Below are 24808 nucleotides of genomic sequence, written 5' to 3'. Positions count from 1 at the left end.
ACCTGACGGGTGCCGACCGCCTCCGCACCCCGACCGGCACCACCGCCCAGGTCGTCGGCACCCAGGCACAGCGCAGCCACCCGAAGGTCTATGACCTCACTGTCGCGGCCGTCCACACGTACTATGTGCTGGCGGGTGACCAAGCCGTACTCGTCCACAACTCCGGACCTTGTGATATTCCTTGGTCTAGTGGGGCCGTTTCCAAGGCCGCCAAAGCTATTGATGAGGGCGCGACCAGCATCCATGTTCAGTCGCGTAGTCAGGCGGAGGAGCTGTTCCTTGGAAAGTTCCAAGGGCATGGCTATCGGAACGCTCAGGGCTTTGACGGGCCGGGCACAAAGCAGTACTTCGGCCGGAAGCCCGGCACCTATCATTGGGACGATGAACTCGGTCCCGATGGACGTGTTCTCGGTCATGGAACGGGTAACGCAGATGGAGACTTCCCTCACCTGCAGATCCATACCTTCGATGGCCCCGTCATCCGGATCTTCTGGGGAGGGTAGATGAAGACACAAGCTGAGAATCGCCTGGTCATGACCAAGGCGGAGATCTCGGCTCGTCGACCGAGCAGCGATCCTGACCGCTACTCGTGGGTCTGGGTTGTCCCGATGCTGGATGGCCGGTTCCGTATCGCTGCCATTGAGGTGCCCAAGCACCTCGTAGACGAGGACATCTGTTTCTACGACGGGGACTTCGACACCCCCTACGTCAAAATCGTCGATGGGATCTCAGAAATTGACGATGCAGTAAGGGAAGCGGGTGCTGACCCGGAGGAGCTGGATGCCCCGTGGCATAACAACTTTCCGCTCTGAGTATTTGTCGGGCGAATTTAATTCGCTAAATGTGTTCGCTCAGATCTAACTGTCCGGACGCGGGCATTAAGATTTGAGTGACACGAACGGGGCCTCGCTGTAGAGCGTTTCAGCGAGGCCCCGTTACGCGCTTGACGGCCACGTTGACGGCTACAGACGTTGTGATCGTTTTCTGACGGCTACGGTTCGGGCTGCTCGTCGAGTGCTCCGGACATGCGTTCGATGGCGTCGCGTTGGAGGCGGAGTCGGACGTGGGCGTAGACGTCGGCGGTGATGGCGATGTGGGCGTGGCCGAGGAGTTCCTTGATCATGATGAGGTCCACGCCTTGATCCAGCAGGAGTGAGGCGCACGAATGCCTCAGGTCGTGAAAGCGGATCTTGCGGAGTCCGGCTCCACGGAGGAGCTGGTGGAAGTCGCGGTTGACGTTGCTGGGCTGGAGCGGCACACCGGTCTTGGTGGTGAACACCAGGCCGGTGTCGGCCCAGGCGTGGCCTGCGGCGTCGCGGTTGGCCTGCTGCTGGTTGCGGTGGCGGGTCAGGGAGGCGATGGCCTCGCGGGGTAGGGCGATCCGGCGTTCGGAGCTGGGGGTCTTGGTGGGGCTGATGACCAGGTCGGTACCGGGGACGTATTGCAGGGTCTGGCGGATGGCCAGCGTGCCGCCGGTCAGGTCCAGGTCGCTCCAGCGCAGGCCGAGGAGTTCGCCGCGCCGCATGCCGGTGCGGAGCGCGAGGTCGAACAGGGCGTGCAGGCGGAAGCCTTGGGCGGCGTCGAGGAAGGTGCGGGCCTCGGCCGGGCTGAAGGGTTCGGTGCGTTGTTGACGGACGACGGGGACTTGGACGTTGCGGGCGACGTTGCGCGGTAGGTCGTCTTCGCGAACGGCGTGTTCCAGGGCTGTGCGGAGCGGGGCGTGAATGTATTGGATGGTCAGCGGGGACAGGTAGCGCTGGCAGCAGCGGCCAAGGGCACAGCAGCGGGGCCGCTGGCTAGGGTCTGCGGCCTGGGGGTCGCGAGTGGTATCGGTGCCCAGGGCGCAGCAGCGGCAGGTGACGCGGAGCTGGTCCAGCCACAGGCGGATGTCCTTGGCTGTGAGCTGACGGAGTTTCTTCTTGAGCAGGTGTAGCGGGAAGTAGAGGCGCAGGCAGGCGCGGTAGCGGGCCAGGGTGTTGGGGCGGACCTTGTGTACGGCGATGTGGTTGAGCCAGGTGGTCAGGTAGTCGCCGAGTGCGGGGTCGCGGGCCGGAAGGGGGAACTTCTGCCGGTGGTCGTTGATCTTCTTGGTGAGTTTGTCGGCGGCCTCGCGGCGGGTCTTGCCGTAGACGCGGATGCGGCGGGTCTGCCCGTCGGTGGTGGGGACGTAGGTGGCTCCCTCCCACCGTCCGTCGGTGCGCTGGTAGAGGGTTCCTTCGCCGCTGGTGCGCCGCCGGATGGTGCGGGGCTTGCGATCGTGGTTGGGCTCGTCGGGCGTGGCGATCAGGGTCGTGGTCATGCTGCGGCCTCCTTGTCGGTGAGGTGGTTGACGTAGTCGTGCAGGGCGGACAGGGGGATGCGGCGTGAGCCGCCGATGAGGACCGAGGTGAGCGCGCCCGCGTGCAGGAGTTGGTAGAGCTTGCTGCGGGAGATGGCGAGCGTCTCGGCGGCCTCGGGGACGGTGAGGAGGAGCCGGGTCATAGGCCGCCCCTTGGTACGGCGGAGCCGGTGAGCGCGTCGGCGAGGAGTTGGTCCCCGGCGCTGTGGCCCTTGCCTGCGTACTCCCATTCGCTGATCACGAGGACGGTGTCCTCGTCGAAGAGCGGAAGGCGTCCGGTGGTGATCTCGTTGTCGCGGGCGTGCTCTTCACGGGCGGCGCGGAGTGCGCCGAGGGTGGTCGAGTAGTTGCGGGACCTGGTGGAGAAGTGACCTCGGAAGCCGAGCATGTGGGCCCATTCGGCAAGGCGGAGTTCGGCCAGGTCCTCGATGGTTCCGAGCCTCATGCATTCGGCGATGAGGCGTTTGGGGTGGTCGCGGAGGTTGAAGGCGTCGAGGTTGTCGAGGGGGTTGATGCGGCGGTCGAGGGTGTCGACGCATTCGGCTGCCTTGGTGGCGTACTTGGCGATGTAGCCCGCGACGGCTTGTTCGGTGAGGTCGCCGGTCATCGTGATGGGGCGGATGTCGAGCTGTTGGCCCCACTTGAAGAGGCGGGCCGGCTGTTCGTCGAGAGCGGGAACGAGGGCGCTGACGACACGGGCGGCATGTTGTACGGCTTGCGTCAGGACGTCGGTCGTTGCCCAGGCCGGAGGCGGGGCGGTAGGGCCGCCAGGGCCGTCGAGGCGGATGACGGCGTGGAAGTGGACGACGCCGCGCCGCTGGTATTCGGCGACCTTGGTGAAGGAGACGGTGAGGTGGTGGCGGAGGTCTTTGAGGGCCAGGCCGCCGAGCTTGGCCAGGTGTCGGCGAAGAGAGTCGGCGAACCGCTTCCACAGCAACGGTGCGAGGGCGTTGAACAGGACCGAGCCCGAGTAGTCGTAGCAGTCCGGGCACAGCGGTTCACCGAGGCGCTTGCCGTCGGAGTTGTGCTTGGCTGTGCAGGAGATGACCTTGCCGTGCGGGCAGGTGGCGGCGTCGCGGCGGGCGTGACACGGCAGGGCTTTGCCGTTGGTCTCCTTGCGGGAGTGGACCGCACCGAAGGACGGGGCGGTGAGCGTGACGAACAGGGTCGGGTGGCTGGTGACGGTCTCGGGGACGTCCTTGCCGCCGATGAGACCCGCGCGGATGAGGTGGTAGGTGTCGGCGCGGTAGACCTCGGCGCAGGCCGGGCAGCGGGAGGCGCGGCGGGTCTTGCAGGGCAGGCGCAGGACGCCGTCAGGTTCGTTGCGCGTGGTGTAGCGGTGGAGCAGGGTGCCCGTGGCGGTGTCCCAGTGTTCGACCTTGCCGCGTAGGTGGATGGGCTGTCGACAGCCGCCGGTGGCGTGGATCTGGTCGGCCCAGCGGTCGAAGTCGGGGGCGTTGAGTCGGGTGATCAAACCCTTGAGTACGTGCGGATCGGTGTGCTTTGTGGGCAAGATGGGATCCTCCTTTCGCTCGTTCGGGTGAAGGGATGGCCCCCCGACCTGGCGTGTGTCTTGGCGGATGTACGGCCAGGCCGGGGGCGCTGCTCTTAAGGGACCGCTTGCGGGTCCCGGGAGTACTGCGCGCCGTGGTTGTCGATGCCGGTGCCGTCGCAGTCGCGGCACGTCTGGTTGTCGTAGAGGCCGGTTCCGTTGCAGGTGCAGCAGCCGTACAGGGCGATCACCTCCTCTCCTTGGGCAGGGTGTTGACGTAGATCCGCCAGTGGTGCGGACGGCCACGATCGGGATAGACGCGGGAAACGCCAGAGACGGTGAAGTTGGTGCGGAGACGGAACAGGGCGTCGACGATTTCGGCGCGGGTGCCGTCGAGACGGATTCGCATGATCGGGTTCTCCTACTCGGGGTCGACGCAGCCGCGATAGCTGTCGTCGGCGGCGTACTGGGCACGGGCGGCGGACAGGATGGCGACGGCCTTGTATTCGACCGGGCCGAAGTGAATCGAGGTGCCGTAGTGGCCGTGCGGGAGCTCCTCGGCATCGATCACGGTGCCGAGCTGGGCGGCGATCTGGTCGACCTCGGCGCACAGCTCCGTGTCGTCGGCGCGGCGGGGGAAGTGGTGGACCGTGAGGTTGCGGGCTGCTGGAAGATCGGGGTTGGCCTCCAGGAAGGCGGCCAGGTCACGCAGGCCAGTGATGAGGGCCGTTCGATTGGTCATCGGTGTTCTCCCTTGGTTAGGCGGTTCGTAGGGTGGCGAGCAGGTCGGAGGCGAGTTGGTTGGAGACGCCCAGGCGGGAGCGGAGGGCGTCGCGGGTGATGGGCTTGCCGTGCTTGGCGTGGTGCTCGTCGGCGACGCGGCGGGCGTAATCGAGTAGGGCGGGTGCGGGGCCGTCCTGCTGTTCGTCCTGGACCGCCAGGACGGGGACGATGGCCGGGGACGGCTCGGGACGAGGGTTCGCCGCGCGGCGTTCCAGCATGGAGACCGCGATCAGGAACGCGCCCGCCGGAGTTGCGGCGGTGATCCAGCCCCAGGCGGTTGGTACGGCTTGCGCCAGGTTGGCGGCCAGGGACAGGACGACGCCGCCGGACAGGACGAGGACGGGCCAGGAGATCCAGCTGCGCCGGGGGCGATCGGTCTTCTTGTCGCGTTGACGCTCGCGGGCGGCCATGACACAGGTGAGGTCGATGCACACCGCCACCGCCCAGGACATCCAGCCGGTTTGGCCGTGGTCAGCGGCGGTGTCGCGGATGTGGGTGAACGATCCGGCACCCGCGATGACGGCCAGGACAAGGATCGGGCCGGTGTCGAGCAGCCAGCAGGCGAAGCGTCGCATCGTTCCACCCCCTCTCAGGCGTTGATGGGCTCGGTGATGTGGGCGGTGATCTCGTCCCAGGGCGGGGTGAGGTCGGCGTGGGCCTTGGCCGTGTGTTCGGCGATCTGCTCGCTGACGTAGAAGGAGCGAGCCCGGTACCACTGGCCATCGGAGGAGGCCACGATCGCGACGCCTGGAGTGTCGGCGGCGATGGTCCGGGCGGAGGCGAGGGCGGCAGGGTCGAGGTCGCCGAGGGTCATGGTCGCGGTCTCGGGATCGTTGACCCGGTGGCAGATCCGGCCGGAGCACTGGGCACGGAGGGCGGTGACGCCGGGGCCGAGGTCGGAGCCGATCCGTTGGCCGCAGCAGAACAGGTAGATCCCGAAGGCCCGCCCGAGCTGCGCCACCCGCAGCAGAGCCGTGGACGTGCGCGCGACCTCGTCCTTCTCGGACTTGTCGGCCATCAGGTAGAGCTCGGCGAGCTCGTCCACCAGGACGACGACGGGGACAGGCCGGATGGCGGGTGGGAGTTGCCAGATGTTGCGGGCAGCGGCCTGACGGCACAGGCCCATGCGGTCGATCATCAGGCCGACCAGGTCGCACAGCAGGTCGACGGATTCGGCGCGGTCACACGCCAGGGCGGACAGCCGAGACGCGTACGGGGTGAACTCCACGCCGCCCTTGAGGTCGAAGCCGACCAGGGCGACCGGTTGCGGGGCGAGGCCGACGATGAGGGCATTGGCGAGGTTGGATTTGCCGGACTGGGTCGCTCCCGCGTTGAGCCAATGCGGGATCGTACGGAAGTCGACCACCCACGGTTTGCCGGTCTCCAGTCTGCCGACGGTGACCTTGAGCAGGTCGGGTGAGGGCGGGAGGTGGTCGACTTTGACCAGCGGATCGCGCATGGTGGCGGCCAGCCGTACCCGACCAGGCTTGTCGGAGGTGACGCGCACCGCGTGAACACCCCAGGAATGCGCGAGCCGTTCGGCGGCGTCGGCGTAGTCGCCGGGGATCTGACCCTCCAGCGTGCACAGGGTGACGCGCCAGCCGTACCGGGTCGGCATGGGTAGCCACATGAACGGCTTGGTGTCGACGGCGATCCGTTGGAAGCGGCGGCGGACCTTGACCAGGCCTGTCGAGGCGATGGCACCGGGGACGGTGGTGAACCACCAGCGTTGCCGCTTCTTGGTGAGTCCGCAGCCAAGGGCGACGCGCCGCCAGGACGCGCGGACGCTGATCGCCATGAGCGGGAAGCCGACGATGAGCCAGAAGGAGGCATAGTGCCAGCGGCGCCAGGCCCACAGCCCGACCGCCGAAGCGGCCAGGACTGCGAGCACCAGGAGCGGGTCAGGCATCGGCGGCCTCCCGTGCGGGGAGCAGGGCCGAGGCGCGGTAGGCGATGCCCCAGCGTCCGGAGATTTCCCAGACGTAGCCGAGCAGGCCGACGGCGTTGACCTGGTCACCCGGCTCGCGCTGCGGCTGCTGCCCATGAGCGATCGGGACAAGGATGTGGAGATTCTCGTCCTGCGTCACCAGATCGCCGTCCTTGAACGCCAACTCGGCGCCGACACCAGAGTGCGATTCTCGCCCGAGGACCGGGCCTTCCTTGCCGCTCTCCTGACGTCGCTGCCCCGCGAGGTTCTGCGCCAGTTGAGGCTTCTCGTCCGGCCGGACACTGTCCTGCGTTGGCACCGCGATCTGATGAGACGGCGTCACGCCCGTATCTGCCGGCCGAAGCGGCCCGGGCGCCCACCCACGGTCCCCTCCATCCGCGCCTGGTCCGGGAGAGCCCGAGCTGGGGCTATCGGCGGGTCCACGGAGAGCTCACCACGCTTGGCATCAAGGTCGCGCCGTCCACCGTCTGGGAGATCCTCAAACAGGCAGGCCTCGACCCGGCACCCGAGCGGGCTTCCACCACGTGGGCCGACTTTCTGCGCTCGCAAGTCGACGCCCTACTGGCCTGCGACTTCATCGAGACCGTCACCCTCAGCGGGCAACGCCAGTACGTCCTGGCGGTCATCGAGCACGCCACCAGACGCGTCCGCGTGCTCGGCACCACCGCTCACCCGAGCGCGAACTGGGTCACCCAGGTGATCAGGAATCTAGTGATGGACCTGGAAGACGCAGGCTGCCGAGCGCGCTTTCTGCTCCGAGATCGGGATGGCAAGTTCCCGATCCTCATGGACGAGGTCCTCGCCGAGGCCGGCATCACGACGGTGCTCACCGGCATTCGGATGCCGCGGATGAACTCCATCATGGAGCGGTGGGTGCAGTCCTGCCGCCACGCGCTTCTCGACCGCTGCCTCGTCTGGAACGAACGCCACCTTCGGCACGCCCTACGCGAGTATGAACTGTTCTATAACGGGCACAGAGCCCATCAAGCTCTGGCCCAAAGCCGCCCCGTTGCGTCCGGTCCCGGAGCGGATCACGGAGCCAGAGCGAGTCACCGATTTGAAGATACGCCGACGAGCCCGGCTTGGCGGTGTCCTGCACGAGTACTCACATGCCGCTTGAGCTGCGTGGATGGAATTGTCGGCAGGCGCACCGCTGATGTGCCGGACGCGTGCCGAAGAGCATGTGACGAGCATGAACCGGCCATCTTCACCTTGCAGAAGGCGGTCGAGAATCGAGAAAGTGCAGGTCAGGTGGGGTATAGGGTGGTAGGGTTCCCGGGGCTCGAACCCGGAACCTACGGATTAAAAATAGCAGTTCTCAATGCCGCCCTCTATCAAATCGTGTCTCATTGTGTCGCGGTGTCACAAGTTGTCCGCTTTAGAAATGTCCAAGAATGCCGTCCGGTGTCCTGCCGTATCGGGTGCCGACGAGTATCCAACGAGCAATCGTAGGGCGGATGGCAGCCCTTGACTGTGCTTGCTTACTCTGATTAGCGAGCTGACGCCGCGGAGGTTTGGGCCCGAAGGGTAAATCCGAGGCCCAACGGACCTGTGGTGACCGTTCAGAAACGAGCAATCCGGATGGAGGTCCGCTGCGCACAGTTCAAGGTCCACGTTACGGCGCCTGGCCGATCAGATCGGTCAGGCGCCGCTGGTCAAGCCATGCAAGTCGGACGACCTGTGTGGATGGAATTATCGGCAGGCAGAATGCCTTTCAGCGCCACTCGATGAATGCGGCAGTGTCACCGAGCGTGGAGAACTCCCCGGTCCGCTCGATCTTCTGGGGCGTGGATCCTGGCTTGGTATCGCAGAGGTAGTAATTTATCGCGGCCCCCTTCTGGGAGAGGAAAGCGAATCTCTGACCGTCGGGGGAGATGACCATGGCGTGGTTGTCGTGGTCGTTGCTGGGGAGTATGGGCGCTCCAGGCTGCGCTCCCGCGGCGATGTCGAGCGCGGCGAACCTGCCGTCCTCGCTACACAGCACCGTGTCGTTGTCGAGCCAGCCGACACCACCACAAGAGAGGTATCTGCCCTTGTCCACGAGGTCCGGGCCCACCCCTTGGCCCTCCGCAGGGACGTCCAGGACGCGGCTTTCAGCCAGGATGCGTTTTCCGTCCGGCGAGAGGACGGCGCCGTTGGCCAGCACCGCCCTGCTCGGCGTTCTCCCCACCATGATGAGGTTCCTTTCGCCGACGGTCTCGACCTCGAACTGGTCGACCACCTTGTGGTCCCCGGCAAGCGCTCGGCTCGAGACCCGGTTCTTGGTTGAGATCCCAGGCTGGTCGACCACCTCGTACGTGAACCAGACCGCGCTCCCGTCCCGCGAGAAGGCCGCATTGTCCTCGTGCGGAGTGTTGCCGAAGTCCTCGTTCCCGGTCAGATCGGTGAACTTGCCCGAACGGTCGACGTACCCGCCATGAGTCGCCGCGGTCTGCGGGTCCTCGGTGACCACGGCCATCTTCGTGAAGTCCTGGTCAAAGAGTGATCGGATGGCAGCCACGTCCGCGGCATCAGCGGGCAGCTCATCTGGCTCGCACAGTTGCCTCACGGCGGTGTTAGGCCGGGCCTTGTCGGAATCGACAATCGCCGTGTCCGGCAGCCGGAACTCCGCATGCGCCACGTGCTTCCAGCTCTGCGGGTTCCAGCCGTCGACATTGATGACTCCGCCGCTGCCGTTCCCCCGCGAGCAGACAGCCGTAACGATCATGTTCTGCTGTGCGAAGTCTCCACTGATGCCGGCCCCCGAGGACCTCTGACCGGCGTCCGCTCCCGCCCCGCGCTGGTCTCCGTCTGATGAACAGGCAACGAGGCCTGCTGTCAAGACCAGCGAGAGGAGGGCCGCCATTGCTTTCGGCGTGTCAACCATTCGTGTGCCCCTATCCGATGTCGGCCCGCATCGTACAAAAGGCTTTGACGCGCTGTCACCTCATCAAGTTGCCGATGAAACCGAACTTCCTCGGAATATCAACCTCACGGCGATATACCGTCCGAAATGGTCACAAACCACTATGTATGCCTCGCTGTGGTGCACCACTGGTGAAGTGGGCAGACGCGGCAGGTCTCGGCGTCGAAGCGGACCTGGACCAAAGGAGTGCGAGTTGTGCGGCTGGTGTGCGTGGTCGCCCACGAGACGCCGGTTTTCCGGCGGGCTGGCCCTAAAGAATCCTCAACGAATCGTCAACACGCCCCTTCCAACCTCGGCCGACTTCCGCACGCTGATCGAGGAGCACGTCGGCGTCCCGCTCAGCAGCCATAGCCGCTACATCGGCCGTCCGGCAGTCGGCGGATGGTATGCCCAACACAATGCGGCTGGAGACGTCTCGGTAGATGATCGCGGCATTGAACGTCAGGAACGCCTCGTAGATGTGGTCGCGATCCCTGTGAGACGACCCACTCCGCTTATGTGAGGGTGACGGCGTGGCCGGCGACGTGGACGGGACCGTCCCTCGACGACAACAGTGAGACGACCACGATGGGCGTCGGCCGAGGTGTTCGAGCCCGGAACGGGCCGAACACGGCCGTGGGCCGAGCTTGTGGGCCTGACCCTTGTCCAAGCCGAGGGCGGGGGTGACGTTACGGGAGGTGAAGTCAGCACCGTCGCCACTTGCGGCTGTCCGGGAGGCGACGAATTCGCGCCAAGTCGGGGCGGAACAGCCTCGACCTAGTCAGCGGTGTCGAGCATGACGACGTATTCGTGGTCGTCGCGGTCAACCCGACCGCGTCGTCCAGGTTGAGGCCGCCTACAAGACGCAACCAGGAGCGGACGCCTCACAGAGCGTACCCGGTCCACACGAGGCTGTCCTCACTCCACGCGCGAAGGGCGCCGACCTAGGATTACGCCGTTCTGGAGACGGGACAGGATCCAGCGTTCGGATCCGGTCAGCGCTGCTACCAACGAGTGTCGCCAATTGGCGGCTCCATCGTCCCCGCGACTGGGCTTGGCGCGATCGACCGGGCTTGGCCCCATTCCGGGCCGCTGTCGATCGCTCCTAAGATCTCGGTCGCCGACCTGCACGAGCGGCCGGTTCTCCCCTCGCCAGCACGGTCTGGCAGGTCGCGAGCGCGAAGAATCCGAACGCGGCCACTACAGGCCCAACACCGGGGACCAAGTCGGGATGAGACGGCACGACGGCCGCGCCGCACGCGACAACGTCCACTGCAGCGAGTGCGGCGCCTACCACATGAACGCCACCTGATGACCGGATCAGGGCGACCACCGCCAGCAGCGACGCGATGATTGCGCCCCCCGTGAACGCGAACGTCACTAGGAGCATTACCGGAACTGCGCGATGAACATCCAGATAGGACAGTCCCAGATGGCCTATCACGGCTTCGCCGAAACCCGGAGCGAATCCCTCGGTTTGTTCGGCCGTTCCCGACCGGGCTGGCGCGATCCAGGGCAGCAATCCCGAGACGACCACGGCGGACAGCCCCGCCAGCAGCCCAAGGCGGGCCGCACGATAGGCCCCGCTCTGATGGCCGCGCGGCTGCGCCGATAACTCGCTCATCCCCCTCCGAACCCAGCCGCCGTGATCTCCCCAACAGGGGTAGATCGTGCCATGGGCACCAACTGATGCCAAGCATCTCTCGCCCGGTGTGCGGCCCTCGTAGAGGCGGAGGAAGGTCACCCTCCAGGGCGTCCCAGAATCGGGGATCAGCTCGTCCTGGGTGGGACCGTCATCCCGCGACCTGGAGCTGAGTCTGCGGGGCACACGCCTGACACTGGCCGGCTCAGGACGACGGGCCGAGCACTGCCGCCCTGGTGAGCTCGGCCTTGTTGCCAAGTCCCAGCTTGGCCCGCACCCTACGCAGGTAGGTGTCGACGGTGTGCCTGCTGATGCCCATGCTCCGCGCGATCTGCTGCTGGGTCAAACCGTCGGCGACCCGCTGGAGCACCTCGTTCTCCCTGGCCGACAGGTCAGGATGGCGAGCGGGTGGGCGATCCTCCGCCGGTTCCTGGCGGAGGATCGCCTCCGCAACCCTTTCGGCCAGGCCGCCGTGCTCCCCGTCGGCCACCAGGACCAGGACGGGCGTGATCGCTGCGAAGTCGATGCCCTCCTCGTGGAGGACGTCCAGGAGCCCGCGGTGGAGGATCGGCGATTTCGGAACGATAGAAATCATGGTCATGTCGGCACTCCAGCTCGGTGAAGGACATGATCAGCATGCGGCACGAGGCAGGCACGGGACATCGCGGTAAACCGTGATTTCCGCGTTCGGCCGGATCAGGGTTTGTCGTGGTGGTCACATCCAGCCATCGAGGGCATTCTTCATCCCGATGCGGGAGGCGACCCCGAGTTTGGTGAAGATGTGCGACAGGTGGGACTCCACGGTGTGGATGCTGATCGACAGTCGCTGGGCGATCTGCTTGTTGCTGCAGCCTTCCCCCGCCAGTTCGGCGACGTCCATCTCGCGGCGCGAGAGCCCGAAAGGTCGCGCCCTGCCGCCCGAGGGCGACGGCGCACGCACGCCGCTCTTGCGCTGTTCTCGGATGGTCTCGGCCAGCAGGTGCCTGGATCCGCACCGGACGAAGATCTCGGCCGCCTGGTGCAGTGCCGTACGGGCGGGGCCGGGCGTGCCGGCGGCGGTGAAGGCGGTGCCTGCGCACAGCCATGCGCGCCCGGCCTCGATCCAGTGCTCGGTGCGGGAGAACTCCTCAGCCGCGCGCACCGCCTGCTCGGCCGAAGCGGCGGGCTCGCCGAGTCGCAGCGCGTGGGCGCGGCTCAGCCAGGCGGTGGCCAGGGCGGGAGGGAGACCGCCCTGGGAGAGCCGGGTGGCGCGCTCGGCCCACAGCGTGGCCTGCTCGCCTCGTTGCCGGGTCATCTCGGCGAAGGCCATGGCCTCGTAGCTGGCCAGGAGCGTGCTCCGGTCGAGCACGCTCCTGGCGGGCGGCGCGCACACCTGCGCCAGCACCTGCGCGCCCGGGATCACCTCCCCGGCGTTGATCAGCGCGCGTGCGCCGGCGTAGCGGGCGTTAGCCGCCCACGACTCCGTCTCGCTCTCGCACAGCCGCATGACCTCCTCGCCGTGTCGCAGGGCCTCCTCGTGCTGCCCCGACCAGGAGGCCACCAGGCAGCGCTCGGTCAGCCCGAAGGCCAGCAACTGCACCGCGTGCAGCGATCTGCCGATTTCGGTCGCCTCGTCGGCCGCTACCTCCGCCGCCGCCAGCTCTCCGAGCTGCCAGAGCGCTCGGGCCTGTCCGGCCAAAAGGCTCGGCAGGATGTAGTTCTGGCCCGTCGCCCGGGCTACAGCGACAGCATGCGAGAACCAGTGCTGCGCCTCCTTCTGGCGGCCCAACAACATCTGCGACCAGCAGAACCAGGAAAAGGTTTCGATCCATTCGGCCAGGTGCTCGTCCGAGGTCTTGCCCGCCAGGCGCTCGGCAGCCTCGACGTGGAAGAGCGCTTCGTCCAGCCGCCCGGCCGCGTAGGCCGTCATGGGCCGCATCGCGGCCGCGGCCATGGCCATGGCCGGCTCTTCCTGCGCGGAGATCTCCGGTATGAGGTCGAGGTAGTGCTGGGCTATACGGACGTCGCCCCGCATGAGGTTATCCCCGACCAGTCGTAGCCGTAACGGCACCGTCGCGCGCAGCAGGGGATGGGGCATGCGGTTAAGCTCGGCCGTCAGCAGATCCCGTCCCTTCGTCGGACGACCCAGCATCCGGTCGATCATGGCCGAGTGCCGGACGACCGCTGCCCGCCGCGTGTGGTCGGAGCGGGGCAGCAGCCGCAGGGCCTCCTGCGCCGTGCTCCACCCCTCGCGGAGCTGGCCGCTGACCGCCTGGAGTTTGGCCAGCTCCATGAGGACCTCGATCCGGTCCGGCTCGTCCTCCGGCACGAGGCGCAGCACTGCCTGCAGCCAGCGAGCCGCCGTGGTGGGGGCGTGCTCCTCGACTGATTGCGCGGCCTGCTTCAGCGTTTCGATCGCACTGCGGTCACCCGGCCGGGCCGACTGCACCAGATGGTGAGCGCGTAGCGACGCGGGCGCGCCTACCGTGGCCAGGTAGGCGGCGATGCGGGCGTGCGCGCGGACCCGCCAGCCCGCTCCGGCGGAGCCGTAGACGGCGTTCCTGATCAGCGGGTGACGGAAGCGGAAACGGCCCGCCGACTTGGCCGGGCGGATGACGTCACGGGCGGCCAGCAGGTCCATGCCCTCGGCGACCGTCTCCTCCGGCAGCGCCGCGGCCGCTTCCAGGAGCGCGGGCTCGAATTCCTCGCCCGTCACCGCCGCGCCGTAGGCGACCAGCAGCGCGTCGGGCGGCAGCGCGTCGAGTTCGAGCCTGAGCGCGGCGCGCAGGTCGGCGGGCAGCTCGGCCGGGGCGGTCTCGGCCGTGGCATGCCGTCCCAGCTCGGCCAGGACCTCCAGGTAGAACGGGTTCCCACCGCTGGCCTCGTACAGCGTCCGCAGCCGGGTGCGGCCGACCGTCTCGCCAAGGAACTCCGCCACCTCGGCGCTGCTCAGCGGGCCCACGGCGAGCCGGTGGTGATGCTCGGCGCCGGCCTGTACCAGTTTGGCCAGGGAAGGAGAGGTCTGGGCGGGGCGATAGGCCATTGCCATCAGCACGCCGCCGCCGGGCGGGTGGCGCACCAGATAGCCGAGCAACTCCGCTGAGGCGTCGTCGGCCCAATGCACGTCGTCCAGCACCAGAGCCAGGCCACGGGGCGACGCCAGTTCCTCCAGCACGCCCCGCACCGCCCGGTAGAGGCGGTTGCGGGTGAACGCGTTCAGGCCGTCTCGTACGTCGGCGGCGGGCTCTCCGGGCAGAGCGGGGAAGACGGAGGTCAGGAGGGGGATCGCCGCCTGGCCGACGCGTTCGCTCAGCTCCTCGCGCAGGCTCGCCAGCCGCTCGTCGAGGGCATCGATGACCAGGGCCAGCGGCAGATCGCATTCAAACTCCGAGGCCAGCCCTCTGACCACGCACATGCCTCGCTGCTGGGCCCTGGACGCCACCACGTCCAGCAACCGCGACTTGCCGATGCCCGGCTCTCCCGTCAGCGTCAGGAGCTGAAAGCTTCCGGCGAGCGCCGCCGCCAGGACGTTGTCGACCGTCGAGAGCTCGTCCTGCCTGCCTACGAGGCGCCTGGCATGACTGTCCACGTCCGACCTCCACCGGCGCGAGATCAACGATCTTCACGATAGGTCACTGCAAGGTGGGTTAACCATATGATCTGTCCCTTCTTTTCGTGACTGTCAGAAAAACGCGCCCGTCGCCACGCTTGAGACATCGCCAAACGAAAGGAAACAGCGATGAAGGCTCCGTTCGGCCTGGGACTCGCCCGTACGACCCCAGCAGAGACGACTGCCGAGCCGCTCGGCGCGTACGACGCCGACCAGCAGATGTGGGTCGGAGGCGACGCCGCCTCCGCTGGCTACTGCACCAAGTTCACGGTCTGCGCGCTGGGCACCTGCATTACCTACAACCGGCAGCTCTGGGACACCGGCCCCATCGGCTGCTGACCTTGCCGGAGGGTTCCGGGGCAGGCCTCAGTGCTGCCCCGGAGCACTCCGTTCCCGTCCACTACCACCGACCGGGGCCACAGATGCAGGGCACGCAAATACTGATCTTCACCAACACCATGGATCCGCACGCCGACGTCGTCATCAAGAAGCTGGTCGGCTGGGGGCACGAGCCCGTGCGGCTGAATTCCGACCACCTGCCCGACACAGCGGTGATCAGTACGGCCCTGCGCTGTCGGAACTGGACGGGTGGATTCCGGCTGAGCACCGGCCGGATCGCCGACCTGGAGCGCGTGCGCTCGGTGTGGCTGCGCCGCCCGCACCCCTATGGCGTGTCGGCCGAGCTGAGCCCGTTGGAGCGTGCCTTCGCCAATGCGGAGCTGGAGCAGACCATGGGCGGGTTGCTGGCCTCCCTCGACTGCTACTGGATGAGCCGTCCCGGCGACGTCAGGGCGGCGAGCTGGAAACCCGAGCAATTGCGGCGAGCCGCCGGGATGGGTTTCGAGGTGCCGCGCACGCTCATCACCACCGACCCGGAGGCGGTGCGCGCCTTCCACGCCGAGTGCGGCGGAAGGTCGATCTTCAAGAGCATGGCGGGGCCGGCCGCGCTCGCCTCCGTCGAACTGGCCGCAGAGGCGGCGACCGGCCCGCCGCTGTCGCTGGAAATGCCGACGACCCTGCTGGGAGAGGCCGAGCTGGCGGCGCTGGAGGCCGTGCGGCTGACCCCCTGCCTGTTCCAGGAGTACGTCGACAAGGACAGGGAACTGCGGGTGACCGTCATCGGAGACGAGGTCTTCGCCGCCGAGATCCTTTCGCAGGAGCGGCCGGAGACGGCAGTGGATCTGAGGCACTACGAGGTGGACGTCCCCTACCGCCTGCACCGGCTGCCCGACGAGGTGGCGGCGCGCTGCCTGGAGTTCGTACACAGCTATGGTCTCGCCTTCGGCGCGCTCGACCTCATCCTGACCCCCGACGGCCGCCACGTCTTCCTGGAGAACAATCCCGTCGGCCAGTTCATGTACGTCGAGGAGCGCGTGCCCGAGTTGCGCATGACCGACGCGCTGGCGAGCTGTCTGATCAACACGGGACAGCCGTCGTGAGCGCGTCCGGGGTCGCGGACGGCCACGCGGTGATCGACGCGCTGGCCGAGCTGGAACGCGCGCGCGGCGGCCGGGCTGTCGCGCTGCTGGCCGGCCGGCTCGACGCCGCGCACGCCTACGTCCTGTACGAGTGCCTGCGCCGCCGGGAACGCGCCGAGCGCCTGGACCTCGTCCTGCTCACCAGCGGAGGAGACGTGGACGCCACCCGCCGCATCGCCCTGCTGCTGCACGAGCACACCGACCGGCTGGCCGTGCTCGTCCCCGACCACGCCGAATCCGCGGGTACTCTGCTGTGCCTAGCCGCCGACGAGCTGGTGCTGGGCCCAATGGCGCAGTTGGGACCGATCGACCCGCACATCTCCGCCGTGGGGGAGCAGGTCGCGGCGCCCGGCCGGATCTCCGCCGAGGACATCAGGCTCCTACCCCTGATGGCCGGGGAGTGGTTCGGCCTGGATGAGCGGGCCGACCGGCTCGAGGTCTTCTCGGCCGTCAGCCAGCGCCTGTTCCCCACGACGCTGTCCACCTTCTACCGCGCCGACCGCAACATCCGCAGGGCCGGCCGTGAGCTCATCGCCCGCCAGCGGCCCGACCTGACCGAGGAGGACCGCGCCCGCATCATCGACGAGCTGGTCTCTGGCTACGACAGCCACGGCCACGCCATCACCCGCACCGAGGCCGCAGGGCTGGGACTGGCGGTGACGAGGCCGAGCCCGGGTGAGGAGGAGCTGATGTGGCGCTGCACAGAGCCACTGCGTGCCTGGCATACGCGCAGCGACGAGGACGGCGGCCTGCTCGGTCTGGTGGCCGACGCCGACGGCTTCCTCGCCCGCCAGCTCATCACCGCGCCGGCGCCCGACCAGCCGCCCCGCCCGTACTGGGAGTTCGACCACACCGGAGGTGAACGCGCATGCTGACTCCCTTGCCCGAGCACGCGCTGCTGTTTTTCCGCTTGAGCCTGGCCCTGGTCTTCGCCCTGGCGTTCGTCGCGAAGGTGCGTGATCTACCCGCCTTCACGAAGGCGACCGCCGAGCTGTCCGGCCTGCCCGCTCGCGCGGCCCGCCCCGCCGCGGTCGCGGTGGTTGCCGCGGAGGGCAGCGCCGCCACCTTGATGGCGGTCGGCGGCGCCGCGCTGAGGTGGGGCCTGTTGCTCGCTGCGGCGCTCCTGCTGCTGTTCTCAGCCCGACTCGCGCTGGCACTGCGGAGAGGTCGGCGGGTCTCCTGCAATTGCTTCGGTCGCAGCACCCAGCCCATCTCCACGCTCGACCTCGTCCGCAACGCGGGGCTGACCGCCTGCGCCTGCGCCGCGTTGCTCCTGGAGGCGTTGACGCCCCGCCAGGGTGTTCTCCCGGCCGACGTGCTCGCGCTCGTCGCGGCGATGGCCGCGCTGTTCGCCACGGTCTGGCTGAGCCTGCCCGACGTGAGCCTCATTCTTCGCCCGGCATGGCAGCCGGGCAACGCGAAGGGAAGCGCGTCATGACCACGACGGCGATGTTCGCCCTCACCTGGGCCGCCCTGCTGGGCTCGGTGGCGCTGACACTGCGCATGGCGGCCAAGCTCAGGTTCGCGCTCGATCCCTTCCGCCACCAGCCGGACGACCTCGCACTGCCGGAGGGCATGCCCGCGCCGCCGTTCTCCGCGGTCACCCTCGACGGGGCGGTGCTGGACAGCGACGACTATGCCGACCGCGCCTTCACACTCGTCTTTGTCTCCCACCACTGCCCGAGTTGCCGTGAGCACCTGCCGCACATACCGGCGCTGTGGCGGCTGGCCGAGTCCGCGGCTAGCGAGCTGGTGATGGTGGTCTTTGACGAGGAATCCGGCAGTCGAGCCCAGACGGAGCGCCTTGTCGCCGAGCACGCCATACCGGCCATGACCGTGCTGGCCTCGGCGGACCACCCGTTACGCGAGCTCTACAACCCGCGCCAGGCCACCCCGCTGTACTGCCACGTGGAGTCCGGCGTGGTGCGCGGCAGCGGGCCACTCGGCTCGCAGGGCTGGCAGGAGCTGGTGCGCGGCTGGCAGGCGAGCGCCGTGGGTGTGCGATGAGCGCGGCCTGGGAGTGTGAGGGAGCCGTGAAGCGGTACGCGGAGCGGACAGCCGTGGACGGCGCAGCATTCCGCTGCGGGTACGGGCAGATCACCGCGCTCCTGGGGCACAACGGCGCGGGAAAGTCCACCCTGTTCCGGGCGGCTGCCGGACTCGTCCGGCTCGACGCAGGCACCATGCTGGTCGGCGGCCATCCTCCTGGCAGCACCCGAGCCCAACAAGCGACCTCCTACATGCCGGAACAGCCCGACCTGTACCCAGGCGTTTCGGTCTGGGAACACATCTCCTTCATCGCGCTGGCCTACGGCCTGCCAGGGTGGGAGCGGCGCGCCCGCCACCTGCTGGAGCGCTTCGAGCTCGGCGACCGGCGCGACGCGCTGCCCCACGAGCTCTCGCAAGGGCTGCGGCGCCGGCTCGCCCTCGTCATGGCGCTGCTGCACGGGGCCGAGGTGCTGCTGCTCGATGAGCCGTTCAACGGCCTGGACCCGCACAGCGCCTTGCGGCTGCGCACCACCCTCAGTGATCTGGCGGCGGGCGGGGCGGCCGTCGTGGTGGCCACCCACATTCTGCACGACGCGCAGCGCATCGCCGATCAGGTGATTGTGCTCGAACACGGACGGGTGAAGGCTGGCGGCGACCTTTCCAGCCTCGCGCACAAGGCGGGGCTGTCCCGTCAGGCCGGTCTCGAGGAGGTCTACCTCGCGCTGACGTCGGAGCCCCGGTGAATGCGTTCGCGGCTGCCGGCCGCGCCCTCGGCTACCTTTCCCTCACCGCCTGGCTACGGAGGGTGCGGGAGCTACGCCCCTGGCGGATGCTGCTGCTGCTCGCGGTGGCGGCCCTGGTGTCCCTGCTCCAGCTCAAGCTCCGGCTGCTCGCGCTCGCGCCGCCCGGCCAGGACGGCGTGGCCGGGCGAGTGACCGTCATCGCGCCACTCGTCCTGCCCTTGCTGTTGCTGACCGCCACGCGCCGCTCCCCGCTGCGGCTTGCCACTGCCGACGTCTCGTGGCTGCTGACCGCTCCCGGGGGCGGCCGCGCCGTGCTGGCCCGGCACCTGCTGGCCGGGCCAGCACGCTTCTCGCTGATGGTCCTGGCCGCCGGGACGCTGTCGCGCTGGGCGGCGGGGCTCGACCCGGCACCAGCCTGGCAGCCGGCTGCGGCCTGCGCCGTGCTGCTCCTGCTGTTCAGGCTGGCCGCATGCGCCCGCCATCTGCTTGCGCTGGGGCCCGCTGCGACGCTCCTGGCCACTCGCGCCGCCGGTGCGGTCTGGGGAGTGGCGATGCTGGCTTCCTACGCCTCCGACCTGCCCACGGCGGCATGGTTGCGACTCGCACCGCTCGCGCAGGGGCTGATGGACGTGGCGTTCGAACCGGCGCCGGGGTCGGCGTTTCCGCTGCTGGCCGCCCTGGCGTCGCTGGTGTGCGCAGTGGCTCTGCTGGTGGCCGTGGCCGATGGATACCAGGAACCCGCCGACTCGGCGGCGCGAGAGGCAGCCGGAGCGCGGGAGGTGCTGCGCCACTCCAACAGCGGCCAGGAGCTGGGAGCCGAGCGATTCCGTCCCGGGGTGGCCTCGCTGGGACACCAGCCGGCGTTCGCCGCCGAGCGCGCGGTTCTCTACCGGGCGCTGGCGCAGGAGCGACGGGCGCTGGCCGACCGTCTGGTGATGCCCGCGGTGCTCCTAGTGGCGGTGGCGGGGTTGCTGGTGACGGCCCCCGCCTACGCCTGGGTGCCGTTGCTCCTCGCTGTACCGCACCTGCTGGGTGAGCACCTCGTCAGCGGCCTGGCCGTGGAGCGCGATCACGACTTCGTGCCCGTGACGGGGATGCGGATGGAGCGGGTCCTGATCTGGGCAAACACCCTTCCCGCGGCACGCACGGCGGCGACGCTGGAAGCGCTGTGGCTGCCGCAGATCCTCTCGCCCGCGATCGCAGTGGACTTGTGGTGGGCCGGGGTACTGCTGGCTCCCGTCACGGCCGTACTCATCGCGGGCGTGAGTGACCTGGCTGGGACGCTTGTCGGCCCGATGGCCGCCAGGTATGTCCTCGCCCTGGGGCTGTGCGCGCTCGGCTGGGCGCCGAGCGCGGCCCTGCTGGCCTCGCACGCGCCGGTCGCCGCGGTGGGGAGTCTGTCGCTGGCGACCGCCGTGGCCTGTTCGGGCGCGGTCTGGCTCGTCACCTCGTCCGCCGGGTGGCGAGGCCCGCGCTGATTGATCGAGCGCGGTCAGCTCGTGCCGTACCGAGGTGGTGCTGGTACGGCTCGGGCGACGCGCTGGCGCGCCCAGGGCACCGTCATCTAGTAGGAATGTCCTGAAGATCTTGGTGGCTTTTCAGACTGGAATCGGGGAGTCGCACTCGGGTCATGATGGGCCGTCGGATGGTTGCGGCCGGGCCTGAGGTGTGGGTCGTGTGCCGGGAGTTGATCCCGGCCGGGAGCAGGTTCGCGTTCCTGGCCGAACATCGGCGAGCGTTGTTCCCGCCGGAGGCGTTCGCGGACACGTATACGCCGGTCAACGGGCGTCCGTCGGTGCCGCCGGACCTGCTGGCGACGGTGGTGGCTCTAAGCACTACGTCAGCGCCGAGACCCTGGCTGGTCAGAAGCTCTCTGCGGCCACCCGGGTGGACTATGTCGCCGCCCGGGACGAGGGCAAGCCCATCCGGCGGCGTGGCGTCTGGCACGTGCGTGACGACGTCATGACGGTGGCCGGGCCGCGCAAGAAGGACCCTGTGCTGAGGCTGCGAAGGATCTTCGTGCACTCCTCGGCCCGCGCTCAGGCGGCCGAGGCCGCCCGGGCCAAGAAGCTGGCGCGGGCTGGTGAGGATCTGGCCCGGCTGGAGCGCGGCCTGGGCAGCCGTCACTATCCCGACGAGCAGGCCGTCAGCGACCGGATCACCGCGATCGGCCGCGCCCGGCGGGTGAGCGCCTATCTGACCACGCTCACCGGCACCGACCCGGACACCGGCAAACCCACCCTGGCCTGGCACTTCGACCAGCAGGCGCTGGACGCCGAAGCCACCACCGACGGCTGGTACGCCCTGCTGACCAACCTTGGTGCCGATCAGGCCGACGCCGGGCAGGTGCTGCGCCACTACAAAGGCCAAGAAGCGGTCGAGCGCCGCTACCAGGCCTTCAAAGGGCCGCTGGCCGTCACCAGCCTGTACCTGAAGAGCAACCGCCGCCTCAGTGCGCTGATCATCGTGATCTGCCTGGCCCTGCTCATCTTCTGCCTGATCGAACGCCAGGTCTGCCAGGCCCTGGCGGCTCGCGGCCAGACCAAGATCGACGGCCTGTACGCAGGACGGCCCGCCGTGCCCACCGGCAAGCTGGTCCTCGACCCTCTGGCCGGCATCCGGCTGATCCCGGGCACCGGCCAGTCACCCCCGACCATCCCGCAACCCACCGATCTCCAACTCGATCTCCTTGACCTCCTCGACATCGATCCACGAGACCTCCGCTGAAGATCACTTACGTGCGGAAAACGGGGCTAGCGGGCAGCGGAGGCCGGGCCCCGCGCGTCAGCCGTCGTTCGGGCGCGGCCGGGCACGTACGTGAGAGCGTTCCCCCTGGGGCCCGAACAGGATGAGCAACTCGACCGGCGTGGCCCCGGCGTTCCCCATCCAGTGCGGGACATGCGTGTCGAACTCGACCACCTCGCCGGGAGCCAGGACGAGGTCCTGCTCACCCAGCACAAGCCGGAGCCGGCCGCTGAGCACGTACAGCCACTCATAGCCCTCGTGGCGCTGCGGCTGGGGCTCCGCGGGGCCCGTCGCCCCGGGAATGATCAGCTTGTACGCCTGGGTGCCGCCCGCCCGTTGGGTCAGCCGGATGTACGTCATGCCGTCGCGCCGGATCGGCCGCAGGTGGACGCGCGGATCGCCGGTCTGCGGTGCCCCGATGAGCTCGTCCAGCGGCATGCCGTGGGCCCTGGCCAGGGGAAGGAGGAGTTCGAGGTTAGGCCGCCGCCCGCCGCTCTCCAGGCGCGACAGAGTGCTCTCCGAAATGCCGGTTTCCGCGGCCAGGTCGGCCAGGGTCAGGCCGCGATGGCGGCGCAACCGCCGAAGCCGCGGCCCCATGGCCGCCAGCGCGGCGTCGAGATCGTCGTCCACAGTGACCATCCTTGCTGGCTCGGCAACGAGGTACGCAAGCGCCTGACTCCGAATCCAGGTCCGTACGTGGCCTCAACCGTCCACGTACGGGCGCGCATTCCCTCGGGGTGCCTCTTGCCGAGTCGGCAATTTTTTGTGCGTTCGCGTCCGGGGGTGACGCAGACTCCGAGCCGCGACGCTGGCCGCAGCCAGAGCCGGCCACAGTCAGAAAGGACGCTCACGGTGAGCACCCAACCCCTCCGAAGCGCCGCCCACGACCGCGGCATCCCGCCCGACCGACAGCCGGCGGAGAGTGGCGGCCACCCATCCTCCGCACAACGGCTGCGTTACCCGGCGGTCATCGTGTTGTGCCTCACCCAGCTCATCCTGGTGATCGACAACAGCGTGGTGAACGTCGCGCTGCCGCAGATCCGGCACGCGCTGGGCTTCTCCGCGACCGGCCTGTCCTGGGTCGTCACCTCCTACGCCCTGGTCTTCGGCGGCCTTGTCCTGCTCAGCGGCAAGGTGGGGTCGATCGTCGGCCCACGCCGCACGCTGCTGATCGGCGTGTCGATCTTCATCGTCGCCTCGGCGCTGGGTGGTGCGGCCACGATGCCGGCGATGCTCATCGCCGCCCGCGTCCTGCAAGGCGTGGGAGCGGCGCTCGCCGCGCCGGGCACGCTCGTGCTGCTGATGTCGATCACCAGGCCCGGTCCGCAGCGCGCCCGGGCGATGAGCGTGTTCGTGCTGGTCATCGGCGTCGGCGCCGCGCTCGGCCTGCTTCTCGGCGGGATGTTGACCACGTCCCTGGGCTGGGAATGGGTCATGTTCGTCAACATCCCCATCGGCCTGGCCGTCCTGGTCGGGGTACGCCTGCTGGTTCCGGAGGCGCCTCGCGCGCCGGCCCGCCTGGACGTCGGCGGGGCCGTCGCGTCCACGACGGGCATGACCGCCCTCGTCTACGGCCTCATCAACGCCGAGTCGCAGGGCTGGACCAGCCCGCCGGTGCTCGTCTCGTTCGCGCTGGCGATCGCCGGGCTGCTCGCTCTGGTCCTCATCGAACGGCGCCACGCCGCCCCGGTCGTGCCGCTGGACTTCTTCACCAGGATGCGCAGCGCGGCCCCGCTGCTGGCCATGATGCTGATCCCGGCGGGCCAGGCGGGTTTCCTCTACTTCGCCGCGCTGTTCACCCAGAACGTCCTGGGCTTCACCCCGCTCCAGACGGGGTTGTCCGTTCTGCCCTTCAGCGCCGCGCTGCTCGTCACGAACCTCCTGACCAGCCGCCTGGTGACGCGACACGGGGAGCGGATCGTCGGCGCCCTCGGGATGACAGGCCTGCTCGCGGGGCTGGCGTGGATGTCGCGGATCAATGCCGCCGACACGTTCGCGGGCGGCCTGCTCGGGCCGTTCGTCCTGCTCGGACTCGGCGCGGGGCTGACCATCGCGCCGCTCACCGCCGTCATCATGCACCAGGCGCCTGCGGCCCATCTCGGTGCCGCGTCCAGCCTCAATCAGGCCATGCAGCAACTCGGCGGCGCACTCGGCCTGGCCGTGATGACCACCGTGTACGGCACCGCCGCCGCGGGCGGCACCGGCGAGGCGGGGGCGATCGCGACAGCCCTCACCGCCGGGGTCGTCTTCCCCCTGCTCGCCCTGACCCTCTTCGCCACATGGGCCCGCCCCACCACGACCACGGTCTGACCGCCGCGTCACAAGGAAACGGAGAACGACAATGAGCGATGTACACGTTCCGCAGGAGTTCACGCGCGCCTGGCAGGAGTGGAGGGCCGGCTGGGAGCAATGGCTCACCCAGCCCTTCGGCTGGCTGTCCGCCACCTCCCACGAGTGGCTGGACGAGACACCCCGGCACCATCCCGGGCTGCCGGGCCGGTGGTGGCAACACGGGGACGCCATCCACATCGACCCGCAGGGCACCCCGATGGCCTTCGACGGCGAGACCTTCACCACCGAACGCCGGTTCGCCCTCGCCGGCGCTCCCGACGACCTCCGGGTCACCGTGGGGGAGCGGGAAGTGGGCATCACCTACCGCGGCACGTACCTGATCGTGACCTACGACCCGAGCTCACCGGCCAGGCACGACTTCGACGGTGTGCCCACCTACGGGCCCAGCCGGAAATGGGTGCTCCCGGGTCGGCTCGAACAGTTCGACGCGCCGGCGTCCATAACGCTCGACTCCGTGGGCTCGGACGCCCACACCCACGAAACGCCCGGTCTGGTGCACTTCGAGTACGCGGGCAGCGAGCACACCCTCCAGGTGCTCAGCTCACACGGCATGTTGCTCACGGTCTTCACCGACGCCACCAGCGGCGTCACCACCTACGGGGCCGGCCGCTCCCTGGACGTCTCCGGCCCGGACAGCGAGGGCAACGTGACGCTTGACTTCAACCGCACCGTCAACCTGCCTTGCGCGTTCAGCGAGCACTTCCCCATCTGCCCACTGCCGCCATCGACCAACCGGCTGCCCTTCGCGATCGAAGCCGGAGAGAAGTCACCCCACTGAGCGAACGGCACGCGCATGGCCTTCTACGCAGGTGGCCGCCCTACCGA

General features: G+C 68.6%; 26 protein-coding genes and 1 pseudogene. 13 read left to right on the top strand and 14 right to left on the bottom strand.

Annotated features, from left to right (window positions below; translation table 11 throughout):
• Window positions 1–503: pseudogene (locus ABD830_RS15800) on the top strand (hypothetical protein); the annotation flags it as partial.
• Window positions 504–812, top strand: a complete 309-nt coding sequence (locus ABD830_RS15795) for a hypothetical protein (RefSeq protein ID WP_344987592.1) — start codon at window positions 504–506, stop codon at window positions 810–812.
• 179 nt (window positions 813–991) lie between these two features.
• On the opposite strand, the gene ABD830_RS15790 is transcribed toward ABD830_RS15795, so the two are convergent.
• The 9 genes from ABD830_RS15790 to ABD830_RS15750 form a co-directional block, all read right to left on the bottom strand.
• Complete coding sequence (locus ABD830_RS15790) at window positions 992–2299, bottom strand: tyrosine-type recombinase/integrase (protein ID WP_344987591.1); 1308 nt, start codon at window positions 2297–2299, stop codon at window positions 992–994.
• Entirely contained in the window at window positions 2296–2481 is a 186-nt protein-coding gene (locus ABD830_RS15785; RefSeq protein ID WP_344987590.1) for an excisionase family DNA-binding protein, read from the bottom strand. The genes ABD830_RS15790 and ABD830_RS15785 overlap by 4 nt, the downstream gene beginning before the upstream one ends.
• A complete protein-coding gene (locus ABD830_RS15780) occupies window positions 2478–3851 on the bottom strand; it encodes a replication initiator (RefSeq protein ID WP_344987589.1) in 1374 nt (457 codons plus the stop codon). The genes ABD830_RS15785 and ABD830_RS15780 overlap by 4 nt, the downstream gene beginning before the upstream one ends.
• Before the next feature lie 95 nt (window positions 3852–3946).
• Window positions 3947–4081 (bottom strand): hypothetical protein, encoded by a 135-nt coding sequence (locus ABD830_RS15775; RefSeq protein ID WP_344987588.1) that lies wholly within the window; start codon window positions 4079–4081, stop codon window positions 3947–3949.
• Window positions 4078–4239 carry a DUF3970 family protein gene (locus tag ABD830_RS15770; RefSeq protein ID WP_344987587.1) on the bottom strand — a complete coding sequence of 54 codons (162 nt, stop codon included), beginning with the start codon at window positions 4237–4239 and terminating at the stop codon, window positions 4078–4080. The genes ABD830_RS15775 and ABD830_RS15770 overlap by 4 nt, the downstream gene beginning before the upstream one ends.
• A 12-nt stretch (window positions 4240–4251) precedes the next feature.
• Window positions 4252–4572 (bottom strand): hypothetical protein, encoded by a 321-nt coding sequence (locus ABD830_RS15765; protein ID WP_344987586.1) that lies wholly within the window; start codon window positions 4570–4572, stop codon window positions 4252–4254.
• 16 nt (window positions 4573–4588) lie between these two features.
• A complete protein-coding gene (locus ABD830_RS15760; protein WP_344987585.1) occupies window positions 4589–5188 on the bottom strand; it encodes a DUF2637 domain-containing protein in 600 nt (199 codons plus the stop codon).
• Between the two features lie 14 nt (window positions 5189–5202).
• Window positions 5203–6522: an FtsK/SpoIIIE domain-containing protein gene (locus tag ABD830_RS15755; protein WP_344987584.1), complete on the bottom strand. Its 1320-nt coding sequence runs from the start codon at window positions 6520–6522 to the stop codon at window positions 5203–5205.
• Entirely contained in the window at window positions 6515–6859 is a 345-nt protein-coding gene (locus ABD830_RS15750; protein WP_344987583.1) for a hypothetical protein, read from the bottom strand. Before ABD830_RS15750 ends, ABD830_RS15755 begins: the two co-directional genes overlap by 8 nt.
• On the opposite strand from ABD830_RS15750, the gene ABD830_RS15745 reads away from it, so the two are divergent.
• Complete coding sequence (locus ABD830_RS15745; RefSeq protein WP_344987582.1) at window positions 6853–8013, top strand: hypothetical protein; 1161 nt, start codon at window positions 6853–6855, stop codon at window positions 8011–8013. The genes ABD830_RS15750 and ABD830_RS15745 overlap by 7 nt on opposite strands.
• A gap of 262 nt (window positions 8014–8275) precedes the next feature.
• Here the strand turns inward: ABD830_RS15745 and ABD830_RS15740 are convergent, their stop codons facing one another.
• The 4 genes from ABD830_RS15740 to ABD830_RS15725 form a co-directional block, all read right to left on the bottom strand.
• Window positions 8276–9427, bottom strand: coding sequence for a hypothetical protein (locus ABD830_RS15740; RefSeq protein ID WP_344987581.1), 1152 nt, complete (start codon window positions 9425–9427; stop codon window positions 8276–8278).
• Window positions 9428–10550: 1123 nt separating this feature from the next.
• Window positions 10551–11069 (bottom strand): hypothetical protein, encoded by a 519-nt coding sequence (locus ABD830_RS15735; protein WP_344987580.1) that lies wholly within the window; start codon window positions 11067–11069, stop codon window positions 10551–10553.
• A gap of 223 nt (window positions 11070–11292) precedes the next feature.
• Window positions 11293–11688 carry a helix-turn-helix domain-containing protein gene (locus ABD830_RS15730; protein WP_344987579.1) on the bottom strand — a complete coding sequence of 132 codons (396 nt, stop codon included), beginning with the start codon at window positions 11686–11688 and terminating at the stop codon, window positions 11293–11295.
• 114 nt (window positions 11689–11802) lie between these two features.
• Window positions 11803–14655 (bottom strand): helix-turn-helix transcriptional regulator, encoded by a 2853-nt coding sequence (locus tag ABD830_RS15725; RefSeq protein ID WP_344987578.1) that lies wholly within the window; start codon window positions 14653–14655, stop codon window positions 11803–11805.
• Between the two features lie 150 nt (window positions 14656–14805).
• On the opposite strand from ABD830_RS15725, the gene ABD830_RS15720 reads away from it, so the two are divergent.
• The 8 genes from ABD830_RS15720 to ABD830_RS15685 all read left to right on the top strand — a co-directional run bounded on the left by ABD830_RS15720 (window position 14806) and on the right by ABD830_RS15685 (window position 21613).
• Window positions 14806–15015 (top strand): hypothetical protein, encoded by a 210-nt coding sequence (locus tag ABD830_RS15720; protein WP_344987577.1) that lies wholly within the window; start codon window positions 14806–14808, stop codon window positions 15013–15015.
• Between the two features lie 83 nt (window positions 15016–15098).
• Window positions 15099–16115, top strand: a complete 1017-nt coding sequence (locus tag ABD830_RS15715; RefSeq protein ID WP_344987576.1) for an MvdC/MvdD family ATP grasp protein — start codon at window positions 15099–15101, stop codon at window positions 16113–16115.
• A complete protein-coding gene (locus ABD830_RS15710) occupies window positions 16112–17029 on the top strand; it encodes an SDH family Clp fold serine proteinase (protein ID WP_344987575.1) in 918 nt (305 codons plus the stop codon). Before ABD830_RS15715 ends, ABD830_RS15710 begins: the two co-directional genes overlap by 4 nt.
• On the top strand, window positions 17023–17592 hold the full coding sequence (locus ABD830_RS15705; protein WP_344987574.1) for a MauE/DoxX family redox-associated membrane protein: 570 nt from the start codon (window positions 17023–17025) through the stop codon (window positions 17590–17592). Before ABD830_RS15710 ends, ABD830_RS15705 begins: the two co-directional genes overlap by 7 nt.
• Entirely contained in the window at window positions 17589–18161 is a 573-nt protein-coding gene (locus ABD830_RS15700) for a peroxiredoxin family protein (RefSeq protein WP_344987573.1), read from the top strand. The genes ABD830_RS15705 and ABD830_RS15700 overlap by 4 nt, the downstream gene beginning before the upstream one ends.
• A 26-nt stretch (window positions 18162–18187) precedes the next feature.
• Window positions 18188–18886, top strand: a complete 699-nt coding sequence (locus ABD830_RS15695) for an ABC transporter ATP-binding protein (protein WP_344987572.1) — start codon at window positions 18188–18190, stop codon at window positions 18884–18886.
• Window positions 18883–20364 (top strand): hypothetical protein, encoded by a 1482-nt coding sequence (locus ABD830_RS15690; RefSeq protein WP_344987571.1) that lies wholly within the window; start codon window positions 18883–18885, stop codon window positions 20362–20364. The genes ABD830_RS15695 and ABD830_RS15690 overlap by 4 nt, the downstream gene beginning before the upstream one ends.
• 409 nt (window positions 20365–20773) lie before the next feature.
• Window positions 20774–21613, top strand: coding sequence for an IS1634 family transposase (locus ABD830_RS15685; protein ID WP_344987570.1), 840 nt, complete (start codon window positions 20774–20776; stop codon window positions 21611–21613).
• Between the two features lie 57 nt (window positions 21614–21670).
• On the opposite strand, the gene ABD830_RS15680 is transcribed toward ABD830_RS15685, so the two are convergent.
• The gene (locus tag ABD830_RS15680; RefSeq protein WP_344987569.1) at window positions 21671–22261 is read right to left on the bottom strand and encodes an XRE family transcriptional regulator; all 591 of its coding nucleotides are present in this window, start codon (window positions 22259–22261) and stop codon (window positions 21671–21673) included.
• A 222-nt stretch (window positions 22262–22483) separates the two neighbouring features.
• Between ABD830_RS15680 and ABD830_RS15675 the strand changes: the two genes are divergently transcribed.
• Window positions 22484–23941 carry an MFS transporter gene (locus tag ABD830_RS15675; RefSeq protein ID WP_344987568.1) on the top strand — a complete coding sequence of 486 codons (1458 nt, stop codon included), beginning with the start codon at window positions 22484–22486 and terminating at the stop codon, window positions 23939–23941.
• Window positions 23942–23972: 31 nt separating this feature from the next.
• A complete protein-coding gene (locus tag ABD830_RS15670; RefSeq protein WP_344987567.1) occupies window positions 23973–24761 on the top strand; it encodes a DUF1684 domain-containing protein in 789 nt (262 codons plus the stop codon).
• Window positions 24762–24808 lie beyond the last annotated feature (47 nt).

This window comes from Nonomuraea helvata, from assembly GCF_039535785.1.
Lineage (GTDB): Bacteria > Actinomycetota > Actinomycetes > Streptosporangiales > Streptosporangiaceae > Nonomuraea > Nonomuraea helvata.
The sequence above is the reverse complement of the archived record's forward strand: the minus strand, read 5'-3'. Positions and strand labels throughout refer to the sequence as shown.